Raw genomic sequence first — 23917 nt, 5'->3', positions numbered from 1 at the left:
TTTTTTTATGTACGCGGGATGCCTGCAGGCGTGCTGTTTTTTCTGGCCGGTCTTAGCTGTGGCGGTGGGCGCGATGCCTGCGTGAAAAAAGCAGCATCCAGCAAGACGGGGGGCGCAATGTAATAGCCCTGTGCGTAGTCGATGCCCATGGCCTGCAAGGCTTCGAAGGTGGCTTGATCGCCGACAAATTCTGCGACGGTTTGCTTGCCCATTACATGGCCAATGTGGTTGATGACTTCCACCATGGCGAAATTGTTGGGGTTTTTGAGCATGTCGCGCACAAAACTGCCGTCTATCTTCAGATAGTCAACGGGGAGCTGTTGCAGGTATTTGAAGCTGGCCATGCCGGAGCCGAAGTCATCCAGCGAGAAGCGGCATCCCAGTTGGCGCAATTCATTGATCATGGATGTTGCGCTGTCCATGCTGGCAATCGCACTGGTTTCCGTGATTTCAAAACACAGTTTTTCTGCAGCAACACCTTGGCTCAAAATGTTGTGGCGAATGAATTCGAGCAACTCGCTGTCGCCCAAACTGGTGCCAGAAAGATTGATGGAGCAGGTGCTGATATTCGCACCCTGGGCAAGGTGCATTTTCAGCAGCGTGAGGGTATTGCGCACGACCCAGCGATCAATCAGCGTCATCAGGTCATAGCGTTCAGCAACCGGAATGAATTCGGCAGGAGATAGCGGTTGCCCGGGCTTGTCAAATAGACGCAGCAGCACTTCAAAATGAATGCCGTCCATGCCCTTTCCCTGGGGTGTCAGGGGGTACACGGTTTGCGCATACAAGGTGAACTTGTCCTCTTCCAGGCTGGTGCGCAGGCGCTGCACCCAATCCATGTCGCCCTGATAGCGTTGAAATACACGGTTGTAGGGGTTGTAGACGGTGATACGGTTGCGGCCACTGTCTTTGGCGTGCTTGCAGGCACTGTCTGCCATGCCCAGAAGGTTTTGCGGATCGTTGTTCTGGCTGGGGTCAATGTGAACGACACCAATGCTCACCCCGGTGTGCAGGTTGTGCTGTCGCCACTGCACATTGAGCTCATGCACGGACTTGCGTAAACGCTCGGCAGTTTGCATGGCTGCATGGGGCTGGCAATGGTTGAGCAGGACGGCGAATTCGTCACCACCGACACGCGCCATTACGTCGCTTTCCCGCAAGGCCAAACGCAGCTGCTGGCACACCTGGCGCAAGATTTCATCACCTGCGGCGTGACCGTAGCTGGCATTGATCATCTTGAAATGATCCAGGTTCAGATGCAGCAGGCTGGCTTGGTATTTGCCAACGGCTTGAAACAGATACTTTTCAAAGGCTGCGCGATTGTCCAGGCCGGTGAGCAGGTCGTGGCTTTGTTGCCATGCCAGCATGCGCATGTAGTTTTGCTCTTGAGAAACATCGTGCAAGACCATCACCGAGCCAGAGTGCACGTCGTCTTGCTCCAGCGAAGTGATGGAAACACGCACAGCCACACTGTCTTGCTCTGCCCGGGTAAGCCAATGTACGCTTTCATCTCGGTGCTGGTGAATGCCTGGTGGCTGCAGCATTTCTGCGGAAAATGGCAAGACTTCAATCACGCTGCGACCCAGCAAGCGGCCAAGAGGCATATCCAGCAGGCGCGATACCGCTGGGTTGGCATATCGAATGCGTTGCTGCGTGTCCAGGGTGAGTACACCATCGCCTAGCGCCGCTAAGGTGACGTTGCTGCGCAGACGCTCTACCTCCAGTTCGCTGTTGGCTTTAATGCTTTCAGCAATGGCGCGCTGTACAGATAGCCAATACAAAATGCTCAAGACGAGCGCAGTCAGCAAGTTCACCAAAAGCAGCATATTGCCCAGACTGCGAGAATTTTCGCCCAGCGATGCGCTGAACTGCTTGGCCAGCGGCATGACGGTGCTGTCTATGGCCGCAATCTGCTGGTGCCATGCGGCGATTTCTCTGGGAGAAACTGGCTTGTCTGAGGAGCGGCGGATAAAAATCTGTTCACCCAGTTCACGGATGGACTGAACGTGTGCATCTCCTTGGCGCCATAGCGCTATGGTCGGCTGCAATACCTTCATGTTCCAAAACCATGGCAACACACGCAGCAGGCTGTCGATGTCTGCGGGGTGGTTTTCGCCTTGCAGCAGCCCTTCCCGCATAGCGTGCGTATCTTGCTGGCCTGCATCTAATGCTTCTCGGGCCTTGCCAACGCCCAGCGGAATGGAGAGTGCTTCTTGAAAGTTGATGTAGTCTTGCGCTGCCCCGCTGTCTGCATATTGGTGAAGGTTGGAGAAAGCGACATACAGCCCTTTGCTCCACAGACTTTCACCACTGACCACGACACGGACAGAGGACATCAGCACAATGCTTGCACTGGCGACCAAGAGCTGTACGGCCACAGCGCTGATGAATAACCAGCGCCGCCATTTGTAATGTTTACTGGTGAGAAGGCGGTTGGACATACAAGTCAGCTTTAAAGGGTTAAGAGGCGACTTGCTCTGGCGCTAGGGGAGTATGTGTCTCACACAAAACAGGTGGCAGGTGGCTTGCGTGCGGTCTGCGTGTCTCAGTGCAGCGCGCTGCATGTGTTAGTGGCTTGCTAGCTGCGACGCCATGGTGTGGCATGCATTGCTTCAGTGGCAGCGTTGTCAAAGGCACCATGGCCCTTGGTTGCTGGGCCTTGCCGGTGGTTAGGCGTACAACTTGAACTTGCAAACGACTGGCGGCGCACAGCGCTGAAAGCTGAACCATCTGAACCTTTCAAACAAGGCAATACACAGGGTGAGCAGTAAAGATTTAACGCGGTATGCCAATGCTGTGAACGCACCGTACTTGACGGTGGGTGCCTGATGTAATTATTTGTGCTTGACAGGGGTTAAATGTAGGGGGATGCCGCTTTGTCCTGCCATCGCCGCCAGTTCGTTGCATGTATGGCGCGCAAAAAAGCGTTTAAACGCTTGGTGCGTAGCGTGTTCGCGCATGTGTTCAATGCTGCCGTCAGCGCTCGGCAGCCCTGCGACGACGCACAAGCGCTGTGCAAAATGGGGCTCCAGCGCAGCCAGTGCGACCCAGCCGTCAGCGCAGCGGTACATGCCATAGCCTGCATGCGCGCCACCGACATCGCCTTGTGGTGTGGTCATCTGCCACTGGCGGGGCAGGGCCGTCCAATGGGCGGCCTGGGCCAGGCCAATGTCCACGCAGTGACCGGAGCCGCTGTGCGCTCGTGCCAGCAGGGTCTGCATGATGGCTTCACTGGCCATGACTGCGCCGGTCATGTCTGCAAATAAGCTCGCGGGCATATGTCCGCTATCGAGCAAGCCTGCCTCAGCTTGGTAGGTCAGATCGTGGCCGGCATGCCCCGCTTCTTGGGGGTCAGTGCTGCCAAAAATGCGCACCATGCACAGGCGGGGGTACTGTGCTTGAAGCTCGCTCCAATCCAAGCCCAGCTTGTGCAGAGCGTTTGGGCGAAAGGAGGTGAGCAGTACATCAGCTTGGTTGAGCTGCTCGTGCAGCAGTGCCTGTCCTTCAAGGGTTTTTAGGTTGGCCTGCAGCAGCTCAATGCCCTGATGCAGTTGCGTATACGCTGGCGCACTGTAGGCCTGCATGGGGTCTGCACTGAGCTGGCCCTGCGCGGCCACGGGTTCGAGCTTGAAGCACTGCGCGCCCATTTGGTGGCAGCGCATGAGGGCTGCAGGGCCGGGCAGATTCAGTGCCAGACTCAGAATGCGAGTGCCCTGCAAAGGCTGCAAAGTGGTAGAGGCTGATGGTGCGTGCATGCTGCTTTGTATGCTCAGCCGAGGGAAAAGTCTGCCGCTTTGGCGTCAATTTATTTATTGATAGCTGTCAGCGCTTATGAGATATGACTTTCAAATAGTTTTATATTTGAAACTGTTTGACAGTAAGCGTTAGTAGCTACCCTTTATGAAAACTGTGAACAACAAAAAACCGCCCGAAGGCGGTTGATTGCGCACAGGCGCAGCGCTTTAGATCACGGCAGCAATCGATTTGCAGACGTGCTCGATGTTCTTGCTGTTCAGTGCGGCCACGCACATGCGGCCAGTGTCTGTGCCGTACACGCCGAACTCGGAGCGCAGACGAATCATCTGTTCTTTGCTCAGGCCGGAGTACGAGAACATGCCGATTTGCGTGGTGATGAAGGACATGTCTTGCGTCACGCCAGCAGCCTTCAGGCCGTCAACCAGCTTTTGGCGCATGGCCTTGATGCGCACGCGCATTTCGCCCAGTTCTGCTTCCCACTGCGCACGCAGTTCGGGGTTGTTGAGCACTGCGGCAACCACGGCACCACCGTGTGTAGGTGGGTTGGAGTAGTTGGTGCGAATGACAATCTTCAGTTGCGACAGCACGCGTGCCGCTTCTTCCTTGTCGTTGGCAACCACAGACAATGCACCTACGCGCTCGCCGTAGAGGCTGAAGCTCTTGGAGAACGAGGTGGACACAAAAATATTCAGGCCAGCGGCCACGAACTTGCCGATCACGGCGCCGTCCTCGGCAATGCCATGGCCAAAGCCTTGGTAAGCCATGTCCAGGAACGCCACCAGATTCTTGGCCTTGACCACTTCAATGACCTGGTCCCATTGCGCGGCCGTGATGTCGTAGCCAGTAGGGTTGTGGCAGCAGGCGTGCAGCACAACCACGGTGCCAGCGGGGGCTGCGTTCAGGTCAGCCAGCATGCCGGCAAAGTCGATGGAGCGGGTGGCTGCATCGTAGTAAGCGTAGTTGACCACTTCAAAACCGGCATTTTGAAAAATGGCGCGGTGGTTTTCCCAACTGGGGTTGGAGATCATCACCTTGGCGTTGGGGTTGAGCTTCTTCAGGAAGTCAGCGCCAATCTTCAGGCCGCCCGTGCCGCCAATGGCTTGCACTGTGGAGACGCGGCCAGACTTGACCACATCGGAATCGGCACCAAACACCAGCGCCTTGACGCCGTTGTCATAAGCGGCAATGCCATCGATTGGCAGATAACCGCGGGGTGTGGGCTTGTCCATCATGGCTTTTTCAGCGGCCTGCACGCATTGCAGCAGGGGCAGCTTGCCGTTGTCGTCGAAGTACACGCCCACGCCCAAATTCACCTTGCTGGGGTTGGTATCGGCAGCGAATTGATCATTCAAACCCAAGATAGGGTCGCGGGGGGCCATTTCGACGGCAGTAAACAGAGACATGAATCGTCCTTGAGGGTAGAAAAATTGCAGCTCGCCCCCAACTGACTCCTGCGTTAGGCTTGAGGGTTAGCGCGCCATTTTACCCCGGCATCTGCCTATGCGCTGAAGACATAAAACCATGCAAGAAGAAACAAAAGCTGCGGTGCTGTCTGGCACCTTTGTCACTTATCCAGACTCGCCGTTTGAGTTGTTCCAGCCGTACCCGCCGGCAGGCGATCAGCCTGCGGCCATCGAAAAGTTGGTGGAGGGGGTGCAGGACGGCGAGGCTTTTCAGACCTTGCTCGGGGTTACGGGTTCGGGCAAAACCTTCACCATGGCCAATGTGATTGCGCGCTTGGGTCGGCCCGCCATCATTTTTGCGCCCAACAAAACGCTGGCAGCGCAGCTGTACAGCGAATTTCGCGAGTTTTTCCCCAAAAACGCCGTGGAGTACTTTGTCAGTTACTACGACTACTACCAGCCTGAAGCCTATGTGCCGCAGCGCGATCTTTTCATTGAAAAAGACAGCGCGATCAACGAGCACATTGAGCAGATGCGCCTGTCGTGCACCAAAAGCTTGATGGAGCGGCGCGACGTGGTGATTGTGGCCACGGTCTCGGCCATCTACGGTATTGGTGAACCAGAGAGCTACCACCGCATGGTGATGACGGTGCGCACTGGCGACCGCATGAATCAGCGTGATGTGATCGCGCAGCTGATTCGCATGCAGTACCAGCGCAATGATCAGGATTTCTCGCGTGGCACGTTCCGCGTGCGCGGCGACACGATTGACGTGTTCCCGGCAGAGCACTCAGAGCTGGCGCTGCGCATTGAGCTGTTTGACGATGAGGTGGACAGCTTGCAGCTGTTTGACCCGCTCACTGGGCGTATCAAACAAAGCATTCCACGCTTTACGGTCTACCCGCGCAGCCACTATGTAACGCCCCGCGACAAAGTGCTGGCGGCGGTGGAAACCATCAAGCTGGAATTGGCAGAGCGCAGCAAGCAACTGGTGGGCATGGGCAAGCTGGTGGAGGCGCAGCGCTTGGAGCAGCGCACGCGCTTTGATCTGGAAATGCTCAGCGAAGTGGGCCACTGTAAAGGGATTGAGAACTACACACGCCACCTGTCGGGCGCTGTGCCAGGTGAGCCACCCAGCACGTTGACCGATTACATGCCCAAAGACTCGATCATGTTTTTGGACGAGAGCCACCAGATGATTGGTCAGCTCAACGCGATGTACAGCGGTGACCGCTCTCGCAAGACCACCTTGGTGGAGTACGGCTTTCGTTTGCCCTCTGCCATGGATAACCGGCCACTCAAGTTTGAAGAATTTGAGCAGCGCATGCGGCAGGTGATTTTTGTTTCGGCCACGCCGGCCGATTACGAAAAAACCCATTCCGGGCAGGTGGTCGATCAGGTCGTGCGACCCACAGGCTTGGTGGATCCGGAAATTGAAGTTCGCCCAGCTACGCACCAGGTGGACGATGTGCTGCAGGAAATCCGTCTGCGTACGGAGCGTGAAGAGCGGGTGCTGATCACCACTTTGACCAAGCGCATGGCCGAGCAATTGACAGACTATCTGACTGAAAACGGCGTGAAAGTGCGCTACCTGCACTCGGATATCGATACGGTGGAGCGTGTCGAGATCATTCGTGATTTGCGTCTGGGTGTGTTTGATGTCTTGGTCGGCATTAACCTGCTGCGCGAAGGTCTGGACATTCCCGAGGTGGCTTTGGTGGCCATCTTGGATGCGGATAAAGAAGGTTTCCTGCGTGCTGAGCGCAGCTTGATTCAGACCATTGGCCGTGCGGCGCGCAATTTGAACGGCAAAGCCATTTTGTATGCAGACCGTATCACCGACTCCATGCGCAAAGCCATGGATGAGACCGAGCGCCGTCGTGCCAAGCAAATTGCGCACAACGAAGCCAATGGCATCCAGCCGCAGGCCATTGTCAAGAGAGTGAAAGACCTAATTGATGGCGTGTATAGCGAGAAAAGTGTGCGGGCATCCGATGAGCAAAGTCGGGCAATGGTTCGCCATGGCGCTTTTGAGCACATGTCCGACGCCGAGCTGGCCAAAGAAATCAAGAGAATGGAAAAAGAGATGCTGGAGCGAGCCAAGAATCTGGAGTTCGAAGCCGCAGCGCGCTTGCGAGATCAGTTGGCAGTTCTTAAACAAAAACTGTTTGGGGCTTGATTTCAAAGCTTTTTTTCTGCGGCAATAGTCTGAGTTAATGGCGTTGATTGCGTGTATCCGACAAAATTGATGGGGTTTCTGATATACTTCGTTTCAACATTCAACAACAACAAAAGACTTCTTAGAAGAAGGGCTCTGTGCCTTGACGAGGTGGCAGAGTAAGGGCGGAGACGGTAGTCAATCCGGTTGCCGCGATTGATGTTTCTGTAACTAACAGCCTGACTGAAGGAGCTCACGATGCGTCTTACTACCAAAGGCCGCTTTGCGGTCACAGCCATGATCGATTTGGCACTGCGCCAGAACAACGGTCCTGTCACGTTGGCTGCTATCAGTCAGCGTCAGCAAATTTCCCTGTCTTACCTTGAGCAGCTGTTCGGTAAGCTGCGCCGCCACGAGCTGGTTGAATCCACACGTGGTCCTGGAGGTGGCTATACCTTGGCACGCAAGGCTTCTGAAATCACTGTCGCAGACATCATTGTCTCGGTTGACGAGCCAATCGACGCTACCCAGTGTGGTGGCAAGGAAAACTGCATGGGTGAAGCAGGTCGTTGCATGACCCACGAACTGTGGTCTGCACTGAATCAGCGCATGGTGGAGTTCTTGGACTCTGTCACCCTGCAAAAGCTGGTGGATGAGCAACTGGCAAAGGGTATCCAGATCGAGGATAAGCCTGTTGTGCGTCGCGCCATCTCCACAGCTCCTGTGGTCAAGCCGATTCGTGTGAATGCGCCCAACTCAGTCTTTGCACTGGGCAACGTATTCGCCAAGTCTTGAGCGCATGAGTAGGCCCGCCGAACGTATTCGGCAGGTGTTATGAGTTTTCAATAGGCAGCTTGGTGCTTGCCAGACAGATATCAGTAGAGCCAGCCATGGACATGACCCCACATTTCCCCATCTATCTTGACTACGGTGCAACAACGCCTTGCGATCCTCGCGTGGTGGATGCCATGATTCCGTGGTTGCGCGAGCACTTTGGTAATGCGGCTTCCCGCAGCCATGCTTGGGGCTGGGAGGCGGAAGAGGCTATTGAGAAGGCGCGCACACAAGTTGCAGACCTGATCGGCGCTGATCCCCGCGAGATCGTGTGGACCAGTGGTGCCACAGAATCTGATAATTTGGCCATCAAGGGCGCTGCACACTTTTACCAAGGTAAAGGTAAGCACCTGATTACTGTCAAGACCGAGCATAAGGCAGTGCTGGACACCATGCGCGAGCTGGAGCGTCAGGGTTTTGAGGTGACCTATCTGGATGTGCAAGAAAATGGCTTGCTCGATCTGGAAGTATTCAAGGCGGCTGTTCGCCCTGACACTATCTTGGCCAGCGTGATGGCCGTTAATAACGAAACTGGTGTGATTCAGGATCTGAATGCCATTGGTGCCTTCTGCCGTGAAAAAGGCGTTATTTTCCACGTGGATGCTGCGCAGGCAACGGGCAAGATGCCTTTGGACATGTCCAGCATGCCGATTGACTTGATGAGCCTGGCCTCGCACAAGTCATACGGCCCCAAGGGGATTGGTGCGCTGTACGTGCGTCGTAAACCTCGTGTGCGTTTGGAAGCGCAGATGCATGGCGGTGGTCACGAGCGTGGTATGCGCTCTGGTACGTTGCCCACCCATCAAATTGTGGGTATGGGTGAGGCCTTCCGCATTGCCAAAGACGAGATGCAGCAGGACTACGCGCATGCACAACGCTTGCAGCAACGCTTGTTAGATGGTCTCAAAGACATCGAGCAAGTGTTTGTGAATGGTGATCTTGAGCACCGTGTGCCGCACAACCTGAATATCAGCTTCAACTATGTTGAAGGTGAGTCGCTCATCATGGGTATCAAAGGCTTGGCGGTTTCTTCGGGGTCTGCCTGTACATCGGCTAGCTTGGAACCTAGCTACGTATTGCGCGCCTTGGGCCGCAGCGATGAATTGGCACACAGTTCGCTGCGCATGACGATTGGCCGATTCACCACGGAAGAAGAGATCGATTACGCCATCTCGACGATTCGACAAAATGTGGCCAAGCTGCGTGAGTTGAGTCCTCTGTGGGAAATGTACAAAGATGGTATTGATCTGAGCACCATCCAGTGGGCTGAGCACTAAGCACACTGACGAACAGATTTTTTGAATTTGAAGAGGTAAACACCATGGCTTACTCCGACAAGGTTATTGACCACTACGAAAACCCCCGCAACGTTGGCTCCTTCGAAAAGGGTGACGACACGGTTGGTACCGGTATGGTTGGCGCTCCTGCTTGCGGTGACGTAATGAAGCTGCAAATCAAGGTCAATCCTGAGACTGGTGTGATCGAAGATGCACGCTTTAAGACTTACGGCTGTGGCTCTGCGATCGCCTCTTCGTCTCTGGTGACTGAATGGGTCAAGGGCAAGACGCTGGATGAAGCAGCTGCGTTGAAAAACAGTGTGATTGCTGAAGAGCTGGCTTTGCCTCCAGTGAAGGTGCATTGCTCCATCTTGGCTGAAGACGCAATCAAGGCGGCAGTGAATGACTACCGAGCCAAGCGCGGTGAAGCGGTTGTTGCTGAATAAAAATGGCAATTACGCTCTCTGACGCAGCAGCGCGCCACGTGAATCGCTATTTGACGAAGCGTGGCAAGGGGGTTGGGGTTCGCTTGGGGGTAAAGACCACGGGCTGCTCAGGCCTTGCCTATAAGCTGGAATACGTGGATGAACAAGATCCGGATGACGTTGTCTTTGAAAGCAATGGCGTAAGGGTGATGATTGATCCAAAAAGTCTGGCGTACATCGACGGCACAGAACTGGATTTTGTGCGCGAAGGTCTGAACGAGGGTTTTAAATTTCACAACCCGAATGAACGTGACCGTTGCGGTTGCGGTGAAAGCTTCCGCATTTAATTGCTAACGGGCTAGAGCCTTTAAAACAGAACCGCCAATGCTCCCGTGCTGGCGGTTTTTTATTGACATGAATCTGCAGTCTGATGATTTTGAGTTGATGGGTTTGCCCAGGCAGTTTGCGCTGGATCGTGTGCTGCTGGATGAGCGCTGGAAAGCGCTGCAAAAACAGGCTCACCCCGATCGCTTTGCAGGTGAGGGTGGGGTGGCTCAGCGTGTGGCCATGCAATGGTCAGTGCGTATCAATGAGGCATACCAGCGCCTTAAGCACCCCCTCAAGCGTGCAGCCTACCTGTGCGAGCTGTATGGCGTGCCGGTGCGTGCGGAGGACAACACGGCCATGCCTGCTGCATTTTTGATGCAGCAAATGGAGTGGCGCGAAGCGCTGGACGATGCGGTCAGCGAAGAGGGCATCAATTCTTTAGCGCTGGAGGTGGCATCAGCCAAGCGTGAGATGCTTGAAGAATGCGAGCAATTGTTGACATCTTCAGAGGGCGCTAAGGCGGCGGTTCAAACGGTGAGATCCCTCATGTTTGTTGAGCGCTTTGCGCAAGACATCGAACGTCGTCGCGAGCAACTGGAACAATAGTTGGCTACATCGACCTGCAGCTTGTGCTCAGGGTATTGGGACGGAGTGCCGTTCATTCAGAGACAGATTTACCATGGCTTTATTGCAAATTTCCGAACCCGGTCAATCGCCCAATCCGCACCAGCGTCGCATCGCGCTGGGTATTGATTTGGGAACAACGCACTCCCTGGTAGCTGCTGTACGCAATGGTGTTGCAGAGTGTCTGCCGGATGATCAGGGTCGTATCTTGCTGCCTTCGGTAGTGCGCTATGCGCCTGAAGGCAAACGCCAGATTGGATATGACGCGCGCGTGCATGAAGTGGATGACGCTGCCAACACCATCGTGTCCGTCAAGCGCTTCATGGGGCGCAGTCTCTCTGACCTGGGTGATCAGGTGCAGCATTTGCCGTACGCATTGGCGCAGGTGGCCGAAAACGCAATGGTTGCGGTGCAAACCCGCACAGGTCTTAAAAGTCCGGTAGAGATCAGTGCGGAAATTTTGGCCACTTTGCGCTACCGTGCAGAAGATACGTTTGACGACGATATTCACGGCGTTGTCATTACGGTGCCTGCATATTTTGATGATGCACAGCGCCAAGCTACCAAAGATGCAGCGCAATTGGCTGGACTGAATTTGCTGCGATTGATCAATGAACCAACCGCAGCAGCTATCGCCTATGGTCTGGATAATGGCAGTGAAGGTATTTATGCTGTCTATGACCTGGGCGGAGGTACGTTTGATATTTCAATATTGCGGCTGACAAAGGGCGTCTTTGAGGTGATTGCAACCGGTGGTGATTCCGCCCTGGGCGGGGATGACTATGACGCAGCTTTGGGTCAATGGGTGCAGGAGCAGGCTGGCGTTGCTTTGGTGGCGGCAGAAGATCGAGCGGCGTTGCGGGTGGCTTCAAAAGCCTGCAAAGAGCGCCTGACGCAGGCTGCGAGTACGCGGTTTGTTGTGACTTTGCCAAGTGGCCCCACTATCGATCAGATGGTGTCGCGTGAAGACTTTGTGCAATCTACCGCTGCCTTGACAAAACGATCACTGCAGGCCGTGCGACGTGCATTGCGCGATGCAGATTTGGCAGTGGAAGACGTCAAGGGTGTCGTCATGGTGGGAGGAGCTACTCGCATGCCTCAGGTGCAGGATGCGGTGGCGCAGTTGTTTGGGCAGCCTCCCTTGACGAACTTGAATCCAGATGAAGTGGTGGCGCTGGGTGCATCGATTCAAGCCAACCAGCTGGCAGGCAATAATTCAGCCGGTGAGCTGCTGTTGCTGGACGTGATTCCGCTGTCATTGGGTGTTGAAACCATGGGCGGTTTGGTGGAGCGCATTATTTCGCGCAACGAAACCATTCCCACGGCACGTGCACAAAACTTCACCACCTACAAAGATGGTCAAACCGCCATGGCAATCCATGTCGTGCAAGGTGAGCGAGACCTGGTGCAAGACTGCCGCAGCTTGGCACGCTTTGAGCTGCGCGGTATTCCTCCGATGGCGGCTGGTGCAGCCCGTATTCGCGTGAGCTTTACGGTAGATGCAGATGGCTTGCTTGCTGTGCATGCCAAAGAAGAAATCAGTGGCGTTGAGGCGCAGGTGGATGTCAAACCATCTTATGGCTTGTCGGATGAGCAAGTTGCCCAGATGCTGCAGGACGGATTTAGTACAGCGCAAGAAGATATGAAAGCGCGTGCACTGGTTGAGGCCCGTGTGGATGCGGATCGCATGTTAATGGCAACGCAAAGTGCGCTGGATGCGGATGGAGATGTCCTGACCGCGCAGCAGCGTGACGACATTTTTGCGCTGATGCAAGCCTTGCGCCAAGCTGTAACTTCTGAGGATGCTGCGCACATTGAAGCTTCGACGCAGGCGCTGGCTAAGGGTACTGAGGCATTTGCTGCAGAGCGTATGAACCGCGGCATTCGTGAAGCCTTGGCGGGCAAGAGTATTCAATCTATTTCGTGAGCGATATAAAACATGGCTGTTATTAAAATTCTTCCCCACCCAGAATACTGCCCTGAAGGCAAGCAACTGGAAGTGCCTGCCGGCACTTCAATTTGTGAGGCACTGCTGGACAACAATATCAAAATTGAACATGCATGTGACATGAGCTGTGCATGCACGACCTGTCATGTGATCGTGCGTGAAGGTTTTAACTCGCTCAATGCAGCAGAAGAAGAGGAAGAAGACTTGCTCGATCGTGCATGGGGCTTGGAGCCGCAATCGCGTTTGAGCTGCCAGGCCATCGTTGCTCAAAAAGATCTGGTGGTCGAAATTCCAAAGTACTCGATCAATCACGCTAAAGAAAATCACTGATCTATGTCGCGTCTCATCGTTCTGGATACGGAAACAACAGGCTTGTCTGCTGAGGGTGGTGATCGCATCATCGAGCTGGGCTGTGTAGAGCTGGTAAATCGCAAGCTCACTGGCAATAATTTGCACCTGTATTTCAATCCAGGGCGTGACAGCCACCCTGATGCGCTGCGTGTGCACGGCTTGACCACTGCTTTTTTGAGTGACAAAGCCAAGTTTGCTGAAAAAGCGCAAGAAATTTTGGCTTATCTGCAGGGTGCAGAACTCATTATTCACAACGCACCATTTGACGTGGGCTTTCTGAATAAGGAGTTTTCGCTTCTGGGGCTAAAGCCTTTGAGCCATTACGTGGATGGTGTGACCGACACGCTGGCCATGGCCAAGGATCTGTTCCCAGGCAAGCGAAATTCTCTCGATGCGCTTTGCTCGCGCCTTGAGGTGGATAACAGCGGGCGAACGTTGCACGGGGCTTTGCTGGATGCGGAGCTGCTTGCGGATGTCTACATCAATATGACGCGCGGGCAAAACGCCCTGGTCATGCCTGATGACGATGATGTCAGTGAGCAGCAATCGGGTGCAGATGTCCCGCAGGGCATTGATTTGCGTTCCATTCGCTTGCCTGTTTTGCAGGCGAATGAGCAGGAGCTTGTTGCTCACGAAGCGGCACTCAGCGAGCTTGACAAGGCTTCTGGCGGCAAAACAATTTGGCGTATTTGAAAAAAGCATAAGTCAAGCTGTGCAATAATCTAAGTCTTGTCGAAATAAAGGCAAGGGTGATTAGCTCAGCGGTAGAGCACTGCCTTCACACGGCAGGGGTCACATGTTCGATCCATGTATCACCCACCATTTTTAAGTCTGCAGCAATGCTGATTTGCGTGATTAGCTCAGCGGTAGAGCACTGCCTTCACACGGCAGGGGTCACATGTTCGATCCATGTATCACGCACCATCTCTTTGAAATAAAAAAGGGCTTAGCAAATTGCTAAGCCCTTTTTTGTTTTTGGAACAAAAATCTGACGAAGCGGCATTTTTGCAGCAGCACAATTTATATGTGGCGGTCAATGCTGCCCAGCTATTAGGGATGAATAGCTTGCGTTTGTCAGTGCGTCGTTCAAAGTCGCACCAATGGTGCCACGTCCCGCTAGAACGGGGGTGAGAGCGGGGTAAGTTTCATGCCTCAACTGAGCATGCAGGTACTTGCCCAGTAGGTGAACCATTAAAATGGGGCGCTGGCATGAGTTCTATGCCTCTTTTTTGCGGAATAACCGTTAAGGATTTGTTGTGCAGGTTGCGGCTTCTATTTTCAAGGCTTATGACATTCGTGGCGTGGTCCCTTCCACTTTGACGGATGAGGTGGCGCGCAGTATTGGCCGTGCTTTTGGAGTTGCAGTGCTGTCGGAGGGCGAGCGAACCGTGGCGGTTGGTCGTGATGGCCGTATCTCCGGACCCGCGCTGAGCCAAGCCTTGATGGCGGGGCTGGTGGATGTGGGTGTTGAGGTGATTGACATCGGCATGTGTACAACACCCATGCTGTATTTTGCAGCCAGTACGCTGTGTACCAGCGGCATCATGGTGACGGGTAGTCACAATCCCAAAGATTACAACGGCTTCAAGATGGTGCTCGCTGGCCGCGCCATTTATGGCGCAGAAATTCAAGCACTGAGACAGACCATCGAAGCCGAGAGCTGGGCGTTGCAAGAGGGTGGCAGCATCCGTAGTGCGGATGTGCTGGGTGACTACACCGCACGCATTGTGGGTGATGTGAAGCTTTCGCGCCCTGTCAAAGTGGTGATTGATTGCGGCAATGGCGTGGCAGGGGCAACCGCACCTGGTATTTTTCGCGCACTGGGCTGTGAGGTGCTGGAGCTCTTTTCTGATGTTGATGGTAATTTTCCCAATCACCATCCGGACCCCAGCAAACCAGAAAACTTGCTCGATGTGGTCAAGGCCCTGCAAGAGACTGATGCTGAATTAGGCTTGGCATTTGATGGAGACGGCGACCGGCTGGGTATTGTGACCAAAGATGGGCAAACCATTTATCCCGATCGCCAGATGATGCTGTTTGCCAAGGATGTCCTGTCACGCGTTCCTGGTGGCACGATCTTGTTTGATGTGAAGTGCACCCAGCGTCTGGCGCCAGTCATTCGCCAAGCAGGGGGTGTCGCTGAGATGTATAAAACTGGGCACTCCTTGGTCAAAGCGCGGATGAAAGAGTTGAACTCTCCTCTCGGTGGCGAGATGAGTGGCCACATTTTCTTCAAAGAACGCTGGTATGGATTTGACGATGGAACTTATGCTGGCAGCCGCTTGCTGGAGATTTTGAGTCGTGAATCCAACCCCAGCGCAGTACTTAATGCATTGCCTACCAGTTTTTCAACACCAGAGCTGAACGTTGCGTGTGCCGAAGGCGAGCCGCATGTCCTGACTGCGCAGTTGCAGGCGCTGGCACCAGATGTATTCGCCACGCCAGCACACATCAGCACAATTGATGGTTTGCGTGTGGATTGGCCCGACGGATTTGGTTTGATTCGCGCCAGCAACACGACGCCTGTGCTGGTGCTGCGCTTTGAAGGTCACACCGAAGAAGCGTTGGCGCGTATTCAGGCGCAAATGCTGGCACTGCTTGAACGCGTGAAGCCTGGTGCACAAGTCGGCAGTGCCGCGCATTGACTGATGGTGGGCTAGTAGCAATGGCGCAATACGTATGAACTGGAGTTTGGCCGCTTACTCGGTTTTGGCTTGGGCGGCGCAGCCGTTGCTTAAGCGCAAGCTGCGCAGACGTGCACAGGCCGAGCCTGGCTATGCTGAGGCTGTGCCTGAGCGATTTGGTCATTACACCCCGCCTCATTTTGGCGCGGATGGCAAGGGGCAATGGGTGTGGGTTCATGCCGTCTCGCTGGGCGAGACGCGTGCAGCGGCACTCTTGATCACAGAACTGCGTGCAGCACTGCCTGGCATGCGTTTGTTGCTGACGAATGGCACGGCCACAGGTCGTGCACAAGGGCGCAAACTGCTGCAACCAGGCGATGTTCAAGTTTGGCAACCCTGGGACAGTCGCAAGGCCGTGCGCCGGTTTTTGAAACAGTTTCAGCCCGCTATTGGTGTGCTGATGGAAACCGAGGTATGGCCCAATTTGGTGGCTGGCTGTCACCAAGCCGGAGTGCCCTTGGTGCTGGCCAATGCACGTCTCAATGCCAAGTCGCAGGCGGGTGCTCAGCGCTGGCCGTCCTTGTTCTTGCCTTGCTATGCGGCGTTGAAAGCGGTGTGGGCGCAGTCTGAGCAAGATGCACAGCGCTTGCGCAGTTTAGGGGCGCCTGTGCGCGCGGTACTGGGCAATCTCAAGTTTGATGTCCAACCTGATGCGGGTTTGCTGGCGCAAGGCACTGCATGGCGTGCTGCAAGCCCCAGGCCGGTTGTGATCATGGCCAGCTCGCGAGAGGGGGAAGAAGAGCAGTGGATTGCCCAGTGGGTCGGGCGAAAATTTCATGGTGTTGCCGGTCAATGCCAATGGCTGATCGTGCCACGCCACCCTCAGCGTTTTGAGGAGGTGCATGCGCTGCTGGAGAGCGCAGGCTTGAGTGTGGCGCGGCGCAGCCAGTGGGGCAGTAGCCTGCCTCCCATGGATGTCGACGTGTGGCTGGGCGACAGCCTGGGTGAAATGCCGCTGTACTACGCCGCCTCGCATGTGGGTTTGCTGGGTGGAAGTTTTGAGCCGCTGGGCGGGCAAAACCTGATCGAGGCTGCAGCCTGTGCTTGCCCCATGGTACTGGGGCCCCATACGTTTAATTTTGCGCAGGCTTCTCAAAATGCCTGTGAAGCGGGGGCGGCGTTTCGTGTGCTGGACATGGAGCAGGGCGTACAACTGGCCGCTGCGCTGGCACGCGATGCGCAAGGACTGGATCGTGCCCGGCATGCAGCCTTGGAGTTCGCACAATCACATCGAGGCGCTGCCAAGGCAACGGCACAGGCCATTGCCGCCATCGTGTGTTTGAAGCCTGCTCGCACTCCATAAATAATGTGAGCGGCTAGCGATTGCTGTATATATGTTTTCGGCCCATTTGGCTGAAAGCGCACACTTGCTTTTAATTGTTCATGCACAACACCCACGATCCCCGAGTTCTGCCTTTGCGCGAGGGCGTCAAGCCCAGTTGCATCGTCTTGCCGGGTACGGGAGCTGGCAGTTGCCTTGATTTTTTGGCGCAGCGGTTATCCGGTGTATCGCGCCAAGGCTGGCTGGACCGTATCGAGCGGGGGGAGGTTGTGGATGAGCTGGGGCGCTGCATTGAAGTGGCCACGCCTTTGCTGCACGGTCTGCGCGTGTATTACTACCGTGAGGTGGTGACTGAGCCAGAAGTGCCTTTTGAGGCTAGGGTGCTGTTTCAAGATGCACACATCCTGGTGGCGGACAAGCCCCATTTTTTACCCGTCACGCCCGGCGGCAGTTATTTGCAAAACACCTTGCTGATTCGCTTGAAAAATCAGCTGGGGCTGCCAGATTTATCGCCTGTGCATCGGATCGATCGCGATACTGCAGGCTTGGTGCTGTTTGCCATCAGGCGGCAGGACCGCGGCGCATATCAAGCCTTGTTCAGGCAGCGCACTGTGCATAAAGCCTATGAGGCGATTGCGCCCTGGAACCCGGCTGTTGCTTTTCCGCGCGAACATGCCAGCCGCATGCAAGAGAGTGAAAATTTCATTCGTATGCAGGAGGTCGACGGTGTTCCCAATAGCTTCACGCACATGGAGTTGCTGGAGCACAACGAGCGATGGGGGCGCTACGCGCTCAGTCCTGTCAGTGGCAAGCGGCATCAGTTGCGCGTGCATATGGCATCGCTGGGCTTGGGTCTCAAAGGTGATGGCCTGTACCCGGTTGTAGATGATGCTGCAGAGGGTGATTTTTCTCGGCCTTTGATGTTGCTGGCAAAAACACTAGAGTTTCAAGACCCCATTACCGGGCAGCAACACAAGTTCTCAACGCAGCAAAGCTTGGGTGCATTGCCCAGCGATTGACGTGTAGCAGCCAGCGCCAGTGGCTAGTGCGCATGTGCTGTATTGGTGGGCGGTAAGTCGCATACCGAAATGGCAGGATTTCTCAATCCTTTGCACGTCAAACAGCATGTATTTCTGGTGCTTGGCTTCATAAGCCTGCTGGGTTGTCGGTACGATGAAGACTCTCTCGTACGAAGCAGGGCATGAAACCTATAATCGCAGGTTGTCCCGTGCCGCAGGTTTGCGCACAACGAAAACACATATCCATGAGCACTCCCACTTTTTCCGTAGCTGACATTCGTAAGTCGTTTCTGGACTTCTTTGCATCCAAGGGCCACACCATTGTGGAATCAAGCCCTCTGGTGCCCGGCAATGACCCGACTTTGATGTTTACCAACTCCGGCATGGTCCAGTTCAAGGACGTGTTTTTGGGTACGGACAAACGCCCCTACACCCGCGCAACCTCGGTGCAGGCTTGCCTGCGTGCCGGCGGCAAGCACAACGATCTGGAAAACGTGGGTTACACCGCGCGCCACCACACCTTCTTTGAAATGCTGGGCAACTGGTCTTTTGGCGATTACTTCAAGCGCGAGTCGCTCAAGTGGGCCTGGGAGCTGCTGACCGAGGTGTACAAGCTGCCCAAAGAGCGCCTGCTGGCCACTGTGTACGCAGAAGATGATGAGGCGTATGACATCTGGACCAAGGAGATTGGCCTGCCCCCAGAGCGCGTGATTCGCATTGGTGACAACAAAGGTGGCCGTTACAAGTCCGACAACTTCTGGATGATGGCTGACACTGGCCCCTGTGGCCCCTGCTCGGAAATCTTCTATGACCACGGTGATCACATTGCCGGTGGCCCGCCAGGCAGCCCCGATGAAGACGGTGACCGTTTCATCGAAATCTGGAACAACGTGTTCATGCAGTTCGACATGGACGAAAACGGCAAGGTCACGCCACTGCCAGCGCCGTGCGTGGATACCGGCATGGGGCTGGAACGCCTGGCTGCCATCTTGCAGCATGTACACAGCAACTACGAGATCGATCTGTTTCAGAAATTGATCGCTGCTGCTGCCCGTGAAACGCACATTACGGATCTGGAAACACCGTCGCTGAAGGTCATTGCCGACCACATCCGCGCCACAGCGTTTTTGGTCAGCGATGGCGTGATTCCTTCCAACGAAGGTCGTGGCTATGTGCAGCGCCGCATCGTGCGCCGTGCCATTCGCCATGGCTACAAGCTGGGACAGAAGACACCGTTTTTCCACAAGCTGGTCAAAGACCTGGTGCAAGTGATGGGCGATGCCTACCCCAAGCTGCGCGAGCAGGAGGCTCGCATTACTGAAGTGCTGCGCGTGGAAGAGGAGCGCTTCTTTGAAACGCTGGCTCACGGCATGGAAATTTTGGACAGCGCACTGGCAGGCGATGTCAAGGTGCTGCCTGGCGACGTAGCCTTCAAGCTGCACGATACCTATGGTTTTCCGCTGGATCTTTCCAACGACGTGGCCCGTGAGCGTGGTTTGAGCGTGGATGAGGCCGGCTTCAAGATCGCCATGGAAGAGCAAAAGAACAAGGCCCGCGCGGCCGGCAAGTTCAAGATGGACCGTGCGCTGGAGTACACCGGTGCAGCCAACACTTTCACGGGCTACGACAAACTGGCTGAATCTGTAAATATCGTAGCGCTATACGCTGACGGTACGCCAGTCTCCGTATTGAATGCTGGTCAAAACGGCGTCGTTGTTACGGATAGCACTCCTTTTTATGCTGAATCCGGTGGACAAGTGGGTGATCAGGGCGTGATCTTTGCACCCGCAGGGCGCTTTGTGGTGGAAGACACGCAAAAGATACGAGCAGATGTGTTTGGTCACCATGGTGTACTGGAGTCGGGTAGCCTGAAGGTGGGCGATGCGGTGCAGGCCCAAGTGGATACACAGTTGCGTGCGGCTACCATGCGCAACCACTCTGTCACGCACATCATGCACAAGGCCTTGCACGAAGTGCTGGGCAGCCATGTGCAGCAAAAAGGATCGCTGGTCAATGCAGACCGTACCCGTTTTGACTTTACCCACAACGCCCCAGTCACCGCCGCTGAAATCCGCGAAATTGAACGCCGCGTGAATGCCGAAATTTTGGCCAATACGGCAACCGATGCCCGAGTGATGGACATCGAAGCGGCCAAGGCCACCGGCGCCATGATGCTGTTCGGTGAAAAGTACGGTGAAACTGTGCGCGTGCTGGACATCGGCACCAGTCGTGAGCTGTGCGGTGGCACGCACGTGCATCGCACGGGTGACATTGGTATGTTCAAGATTGTGGGCGAAAGCGGTGTAGCCGCTGGCGTGCGTCGTATTGAGGCCGTGACAGGAGAGAACGCATTGGCGTACCTGCAGTCTTTGGAGTCCACCGTAGACCAAGCTGCCGCCGTGCTCAAAGCCCCTGTGGCCGAGCTGACCACCCGCATCGGTGGCACGCTGGAGCAGATCAAGGCATTGGAGAAAGAAGTCGCGGCGCTCAAGGGTAAGCTGGCTTCCAGCCAAGGCGATGAAATGCTGAGCCAAGCGGTAGAAATCAACGGCATCAAGGTGCTGGCCGCCAAGCTGGAAGGCGCTGATGCCAAGACGCTGCGCGACACCATGGATAAGCTCAAAGACAAGCTGGGCGCTGCTGTGATCGTGCTGGCGGCTGTGGATGGCGACAAGGTGCAGCTGGCTGCAGGCGTGACCAAGGCCGAGACTGCCAAGGTCAAGGCAGGTGAACTGGTGAACTTTGTGGCCCAGCAAGTGGGGGGCAAGGGCGGTGGCAAGCCCGATATGGCCATGGCTGGTGGCACAGATGCTGCGGCGGTGCCTGCGGCGCTGGCATCGGTGCAAGCCTGGGTGACTGAGCGTATCTAAACCGCAATCACTGTATGCAAAAAGCCAGAGTGCATGAATGTGCTCTGGCTTTTTTTATCGGCAGGTGGTGGTTGGCAATGGGGTGGGAGGCGTTGGCCGGAAGCCGAGTCGCTCAATCAGCAGTACAAGGTCTTGTCACAAAGAGAGTGGTGCTGCTTGCAGATTGATTGAAGCAGCTCTGCCCACACTGCGCTTGAGCCAGAACTTAGAAAAGTTCAACGTCGTCGTGAGAAACCTGAGAGTTTTGCAGCAAGCCCTGGTCTTGCAGACATTCGTAGTGGCATACACGGTTGCGCCCATTTTCTTTGGCGTAATACAGCGCCTGGTCTGCTTGGCCCAAGATTTCGACAGGCGAGGACAGCTTGGCGCCCGCAAAGCCGACGCTGACAGTGACACGGCCCACTTGCGGAAATTCATGTGCTGCCAGCAGGTTTCTGAATGCTTCCAGGGCGGCCCTCGCTGCCTCTTTGCGTGAAGGGGGCATGAGGACGACAAACTCTTCACCACCAAAACGGAAGATGCGGTGCTGTGAGCCAAAGGCTGTGCGCAGTAAATTGGCGACCAAAATTAGCACTTCGTCGCCAAACAGATGGCCAAAGCGGTCGTTCACCTGTTTGAAGTGGTCAATGTCAATGACTGCCAGCCAAGAAAACTCTTCCGATGCCGTGGTCTGCGCTGCAGCAGCAAATCGCAGCAGATGCTCATCGAAGGTCTTGCGGTTAAGTAATCCCGTTAAGGCATCACGCTCGCTGTAATCGAGCAAGCTTTGGTAGTTCTGGTAGACATTGAAAACACCCGTAATGACGTCCAGGCTGTGCGCAGAAATTGGCTCTGACTGCGTAATCTCCACGCAGGCGCGCACTTGATCGTGCATCCATACGGGCAGCCAGATAATGTGCTGGCCAATGCCGGGTGAATGCTGCGCTTGCTGCTGCTTGTTTGCAATGCAGGCGTGCAGGTACGGTAATTCGTGTAGCGCAAAGCGCTGCGGGTCGTTGGCAAAGTCTTGGGGCGCCGAGACCAGTTGCCCGGCTTGCTGCCAGGTGCGTGGGCGAACCCAGTATTCATCGTCCAGTTTGAGTAGTTCCAGCGCCCGAACATTCGTAATGCGAGGTAACTGCAAAAAAGTCGATAAAACGGAGAGTTCCAAGCGCAAGTGATCGCGCTGGCCGGTCATCTGAACCAAGTTTTGCAGGATATGCATGAAGTTCGGGTCTGTTGGGGCGATGGCAGTGACGGGTGCTAGCGCTTGGTAAATACCAAGTCCCAAACCCCATGACCGAGCCGCAAACCACGGTTTTCAAATTTGGTCAGTGGCCGGTAGTCTGGCTTGGCGGCATAGCCCTGTGCAGTGTTGACCAACTGACTGTCAGCGCTCAGCACTTCCAGCATCTGGACAGCGTAAGGCTCCCAGTCTGTCGCGCAATGGAAATATCCACCCGTTTTCAAGCGCGAGGCCAGTTTGGCAACCAACGGGCTTTGAATCAAGCGGCGCTTATTGTGCTTTTTCTTGTGCCAGGGGTCTGGGAAGAAAATGTGCACGCCATCAATACTGCCTTCAGGCAGCATGTTGTCGATCACTTCCACTGCATCGTGTTGCAGGATGCGGATATTGTGAATGTCTTGTTCGCCAATGCGCTTGAGCAGCGCACCTACGCCAGGCTCGTGCACTTCGCAGCACAGAAAATTGTCTTCTGGTCGCACGCGTGCAATGTGCGCAGTGGCCTCGCCCATGCCAAAACCGATTTCTAGAATCAGTTTTCCTTCACGACCAAACGCAGCCTGCGCATCCAGAGGGGCGTTCGTGTAGGGCTGCAAAAATTGCGGGCCGATATCTTCGAATGCCTTGGCTTGGCCCGTGGTGACACGGCCAGTTCGGCGTACATAGCTGCGGATAGTTTTGGGAAATGCCACGTCCGCTGGAGGCTTGCCTTCAGCGGATTGGGAGGGGGAGGCTGCATTGGTGTCAGCCATGGGGTTGATTTGATGCTCAGTCACGGGGCACATTGTAAATGCCTTGCCATATGTTGACCCATTGAGCTAGCGCATCAGTCATCGTAGTTTCAGGGCATACCGCAGGTAGCTCCAGGCAGATTGCTGCAGCGTTCAATGCTTGGAGTGGACAACTGACATCCAGGGGCGGTGCGCCGTGCTGCTTGGAAAGTTTCTCGCCGTCAGGCATGCGTACCAGTGGGGTGTGCATATAGGTAGGGTGCGGCAGACCCAGAGCATGCTGAAGCAGCAGCTGGCGTGGGGTGTTGTCGGTCAAATCTTCGCCGCGTACCACGTGGGTGATGTCTTGCAAGGCATCGTCCACCACGACGGCCAGTTGGTAGGCGTACAAGCCATCAGCACGTTGCAGGACAAAGTCGCCTGCCACATCTGCGGGTCTTTGCTGCTCAGTGCCCAGACGGCGGTCTTGCCAGCACAGGAGGCCCTCTTTTATGCAAAAAGGAGCAGCTTGAATTTGTCTATCTTCGGACTGAGGCCAGCTGGATATATATTTTTCTAAAGCAAAACGCCAGCTGCGTGCGGTTTTGCCATGCAAACCGTCCCGGCAGGTTCCAGGGTAGGGGCGTTCGATGTGGCGCGCATGCGTCAGCCCCATGTGTGTCCAGGCTGCTTCGATGTCTTTGCGGGTGCAGCCACAGGGGTAAGCCAGTTGCGCGTCTTGAAGCTGAGCCAAGGCTGTTGCGTAGTGGCTGTGTCGTTGCGACTGCCAGGTGGGTGGCTCGTCCGGGATCAGCCCGCATTGGGTGAGCTGCTGCAAGATCACCGTGTCGGCACCTGCAGGACAGCGCGGAGGATCGATGTCTTCAATACGCACCAGCCATTTGCCGTGGTGGGCGCGTGCGTCCAGCCAGCTGGCCAGGGCAGCCACCAAAGAGCCTGCATGCAAAGGGCCCGTGGGAGAAGGGGCAAACCGCCCGCGATAAGCGCTAGAACGCATGGCCTACAG

19 protein-coding genes and 2 tRNA genes are annotated in these 23917 nt (G+C 55.4%); 15 read left to right on the top strand and 6 right to left on the bottom strand.

Annotation, left to right across the window (positions count from 1 at the left end; translation table 11 throughout):
- Positions 1 to 5 precede the first annotated feature (5 nt).
- The 3 genes from IB213_RS12925 to IB213_RS12915 form a co-directional block, all read right to left on the bottom strand.
- Complete coding sequence (locus IB213_RS12925) at positions 6 to 2441, bottom strand: bifunctional diguanylate cyclase/phosphodiesterase (protein ID WP_192406953.1); 2436 nt, start codon at positions 2439 to 2441, stop codon at positions 6 to 8.
- A gap of 393 nt (positions 2442 to 2834) precedes the next feature.
- Complete coding sequence (locus IB213_RS12920; protein ID WP_192406950.1) at positions 2835 to 3755, bottom strand: CoA transferase; 921 nt, start codon at positions 3753 to 3755, stop codon at positions 2835 to 2837.
- 207 nt (positions 3756 to 3962) lie between these two features.
- Positions 3963 to 5159 (bottom strand): amino acid aminotransferase, encoded by a 1197-nt coding sequence (locus IB213_RS12915; protein WP_191721572.1) that lies wholly within the window; start codon positions 5157 to 5159, stop codon positions 3963 to 3965.
- A gap of 118 nt (positions 5160 to 5277) precedes the next feature.
- Here IB213_RS12915 and uvrB point away from each other — a divergent pair, with 118 nt between their 5' ends.
- From uvrB to alaS, 15 genes are all read left to right on the top strand, one after another.
- Positions 5278 to 7338 (top strand): excinuclease ABC subunit UvrB, encoded by a 2061-nt coding sequence (gene uvrB / locus IB213_RS12910; RefSeq protein ID WP_192406948.1) that lies wholly within the window; start codon positions 5278 to 5280, stop codon positions 7336 to 7338.
- Between the two features lie 237 nt (positions 7339 to 7575).
- Positions 7576 to 8112, top strand: a complete 537-nt coding sequence (gene iscR, locus IB213_RS12905) for a Fe-S cluster assembly transcriptional regulator IscR (protein ID WP_191721574.1) — start codon at positions 7576 to 7578, stop codon at positions 8110 to 8112.
- 95 nt (positions 8113 to 8207) lie between these two features.
- On the top strand, positions 8208 to 9428 hold the full coding sequence (locus IB213_RS12900; protein WP_191721575.1) for an IscS subfamily cysteine desulfurase: 1221 nt from the start codon (positions 8208 to 8210) through the stop codon (positions 9426 to 9428).
- 44 nt (positions 9429 to 9472) lie between these two features.
- A complete protein-coding gene (gene iscU, locus IB213_RS12895) occupies positions 9473 to 9874 on the top strand; it encodes a Fe-S cluster assembly scaffold IscU (RefSeq protein ID WP_191721576.1) in 402 nt (133 codons plus the stop codon).
- 2 nt (positions 9875 to 9876) lie between these two features.
- Positions 9877 to 10200, top strand: coding sequence for an iron-sulfur cluster assembly protein IscA (gene iscA / locus IB213_RS12890; protein ID WP_191721577.1), 324 nt, complete (start codon positions 9877 to 9879; stop codon positions 10198 to 10200).
- A 67-nt stretch (positions 10201 to 10267) separates the two neighbouring features.
- Positions 10268 to 10786, top strand: coding sequence for a Fe-S protein assembly co-chaperone HscB (hscB, locus tag IB213_RS12885; protein WP_191721578.1), 519 nt, complete (start codon positions 10268 to 10270; stop codon positions 10784 to 10786).
- A 73-nt stretch (positions 10787 to 10859) separates the two neighbouring features.
- Entirely contained in the window at positions 10860 to 12731 is a 1872-nt protein-coding gene (gene hscA / locus IB213_RS12880; protein ID WP_192406945.1) for a Fe-S protein assembly chaperone HscA, read from the top strand.
- A gap of 12 nt (positions 12732 to 12743) precedes the next feature.
- On the top strand, positions 12744 to 13082 hold the full coding sequence (gene fdx / locus IB213_RS12875; RefSeq protein WP_191721580.1) for an ISC system 2Fe-2S type ferredoxin: 339 nt from the start codon (positions 12744 to 12746) through the stop codon (positions 13080 to 13082).
- Positions 13083 to 13085: 3 nt separating this feature from the next.
- The gene (dnaQ, locus tag IB213_RS12870; RefSeq protein ID WP_191721581.1) at positions 13086 to 13796 is read left to right on the top strand and encodes a DNA polymerase III subunit epsilon; all 711 of its coding nucleotides are present in this window, start codon (positions 13086 to 13088) and stop codon (positions 13794 to 13796) included.
- 54 nt (positions 13797 to 13850) lie between these two features.
- Positions 13851 to 13925, top strand: a tRNA-Val gene (locus IB213_RS12865).
- Positions 13926 to 13952: 27 nt separating this feature from the next.
- Positions 13953 to 14027: transfer RNA gene (locus IB213_RS12860), tRNA-Val, on the top strand.
- Positions 14028 to 14359: 332 nt separating this feature from the next.
- Positions 14360 to 15748 (top strand): phosphomannomutase/phosphoglucomutase, encoded by a 1389-nt coding sequence (locus IB213_RS12855; RefSeq protein ID WP_192406943.1) that lies wholly within the window; start codon positions 14360 to 14362, stop codon positions 15746 to 15748.
- Positions 15749 to 15782: 34 nt separating this feature from the next.
- Entirely contained in the window at positions 15783 to 17090 is a 1308-nt protein-coding gene (locus IB213_RS12850; RefSeq protein ID WP_192406941.1) for a 3-deoxy-D-manno-octulosonic acid transferase, read from the top strand.
- A gap of 80 nt (positions 17091 to 17170) precedes the next feature.
- Positions 17171 to 18088, top strand: coding sequence for a pseudouridine synthase (locus IB213_RS12845; protein WP_192406938.1), 918 nt, complete (start codon positions 17171 to 17173; stop codon positions 18086 to 18088).
- A gap of 245 nt (positions 18089 to 18333) precedes the next feature.
- Positions 18334 to 20958, top strand: coding sequence for an alanine--tRNA ligase (alaS, locus tag IB213_RS12840; protein ID WP_192406936.1), 2625 nt, complete (start codon positions 18334 to 18336; stop codon positions 20956 to 20958).
- A 205-nt stretch (positions 20959 to 21163) separates the two neighbouring features.
- Here the strand turns inward: alaS and IB213_RS12835 are convergent, their stop codons facing one another.
- From IB213_RS12835 to gluQRS, 3 genes are read right to left on the bottom strand one after another with little or no spacing between them, the layout of a single operon-like run.
- On the bottom strand, positions 21164 to 22162 hold the full coding sequence (locus IB213_RS12835) for a GGDEF domain-containing protein (RefSeq protein ID WP_192406933.1): 999 nt from the start codon (positions 22160 to 22162) through the stop codon (positions 21164 to 21166).
- A 38-nt stretch (positions 22163 to 22200) separates the two neighbouring features.
- Positions 22201 to 22932, bottom strand: coding sequence for a tRNA (guanosine(46)-N7)-methyltransferase TrmB (trmB, locus tag IB213_RS12830; RefSeq protein ID WP_192407180.1), 732 nt, complete (start codon positions 22930 to 22932; stop codon positions 22201 to 22203).
- Between the two features lie 16 nt (positions 22933 to 22948).
- Positions 22949 to 23908, bottom strand: a complete 960-nt coding sequence (gluQRS, locus tag IB213_RS12825; RefSeq protein ID WP_192406931.1) for a tRNA glutamyl-Q(34) synthetase GluQRS — start codon at positions 23906 to 23908, stop codon at positions 22949 to 22951.
- Between the last annotated feature and the right edge of the window lie 9 nt (positions 23909 to 23917).

Origin of the sequence: Comamonas sp. CMM02, assembly GCF_014851485.1 — a bacterium.
GTDB classification, from domain to species: Bacteria; Pseudomonadota; Gammaproteobacteria; order Burkholderiales; family Burkholderiaceae_C; genus Comamonas; species Comamonas avium.
Note: the sequence above shows the minus strand (reverse complement) of the source record. Positions and strands in the feature narration are given on the sequence as shown.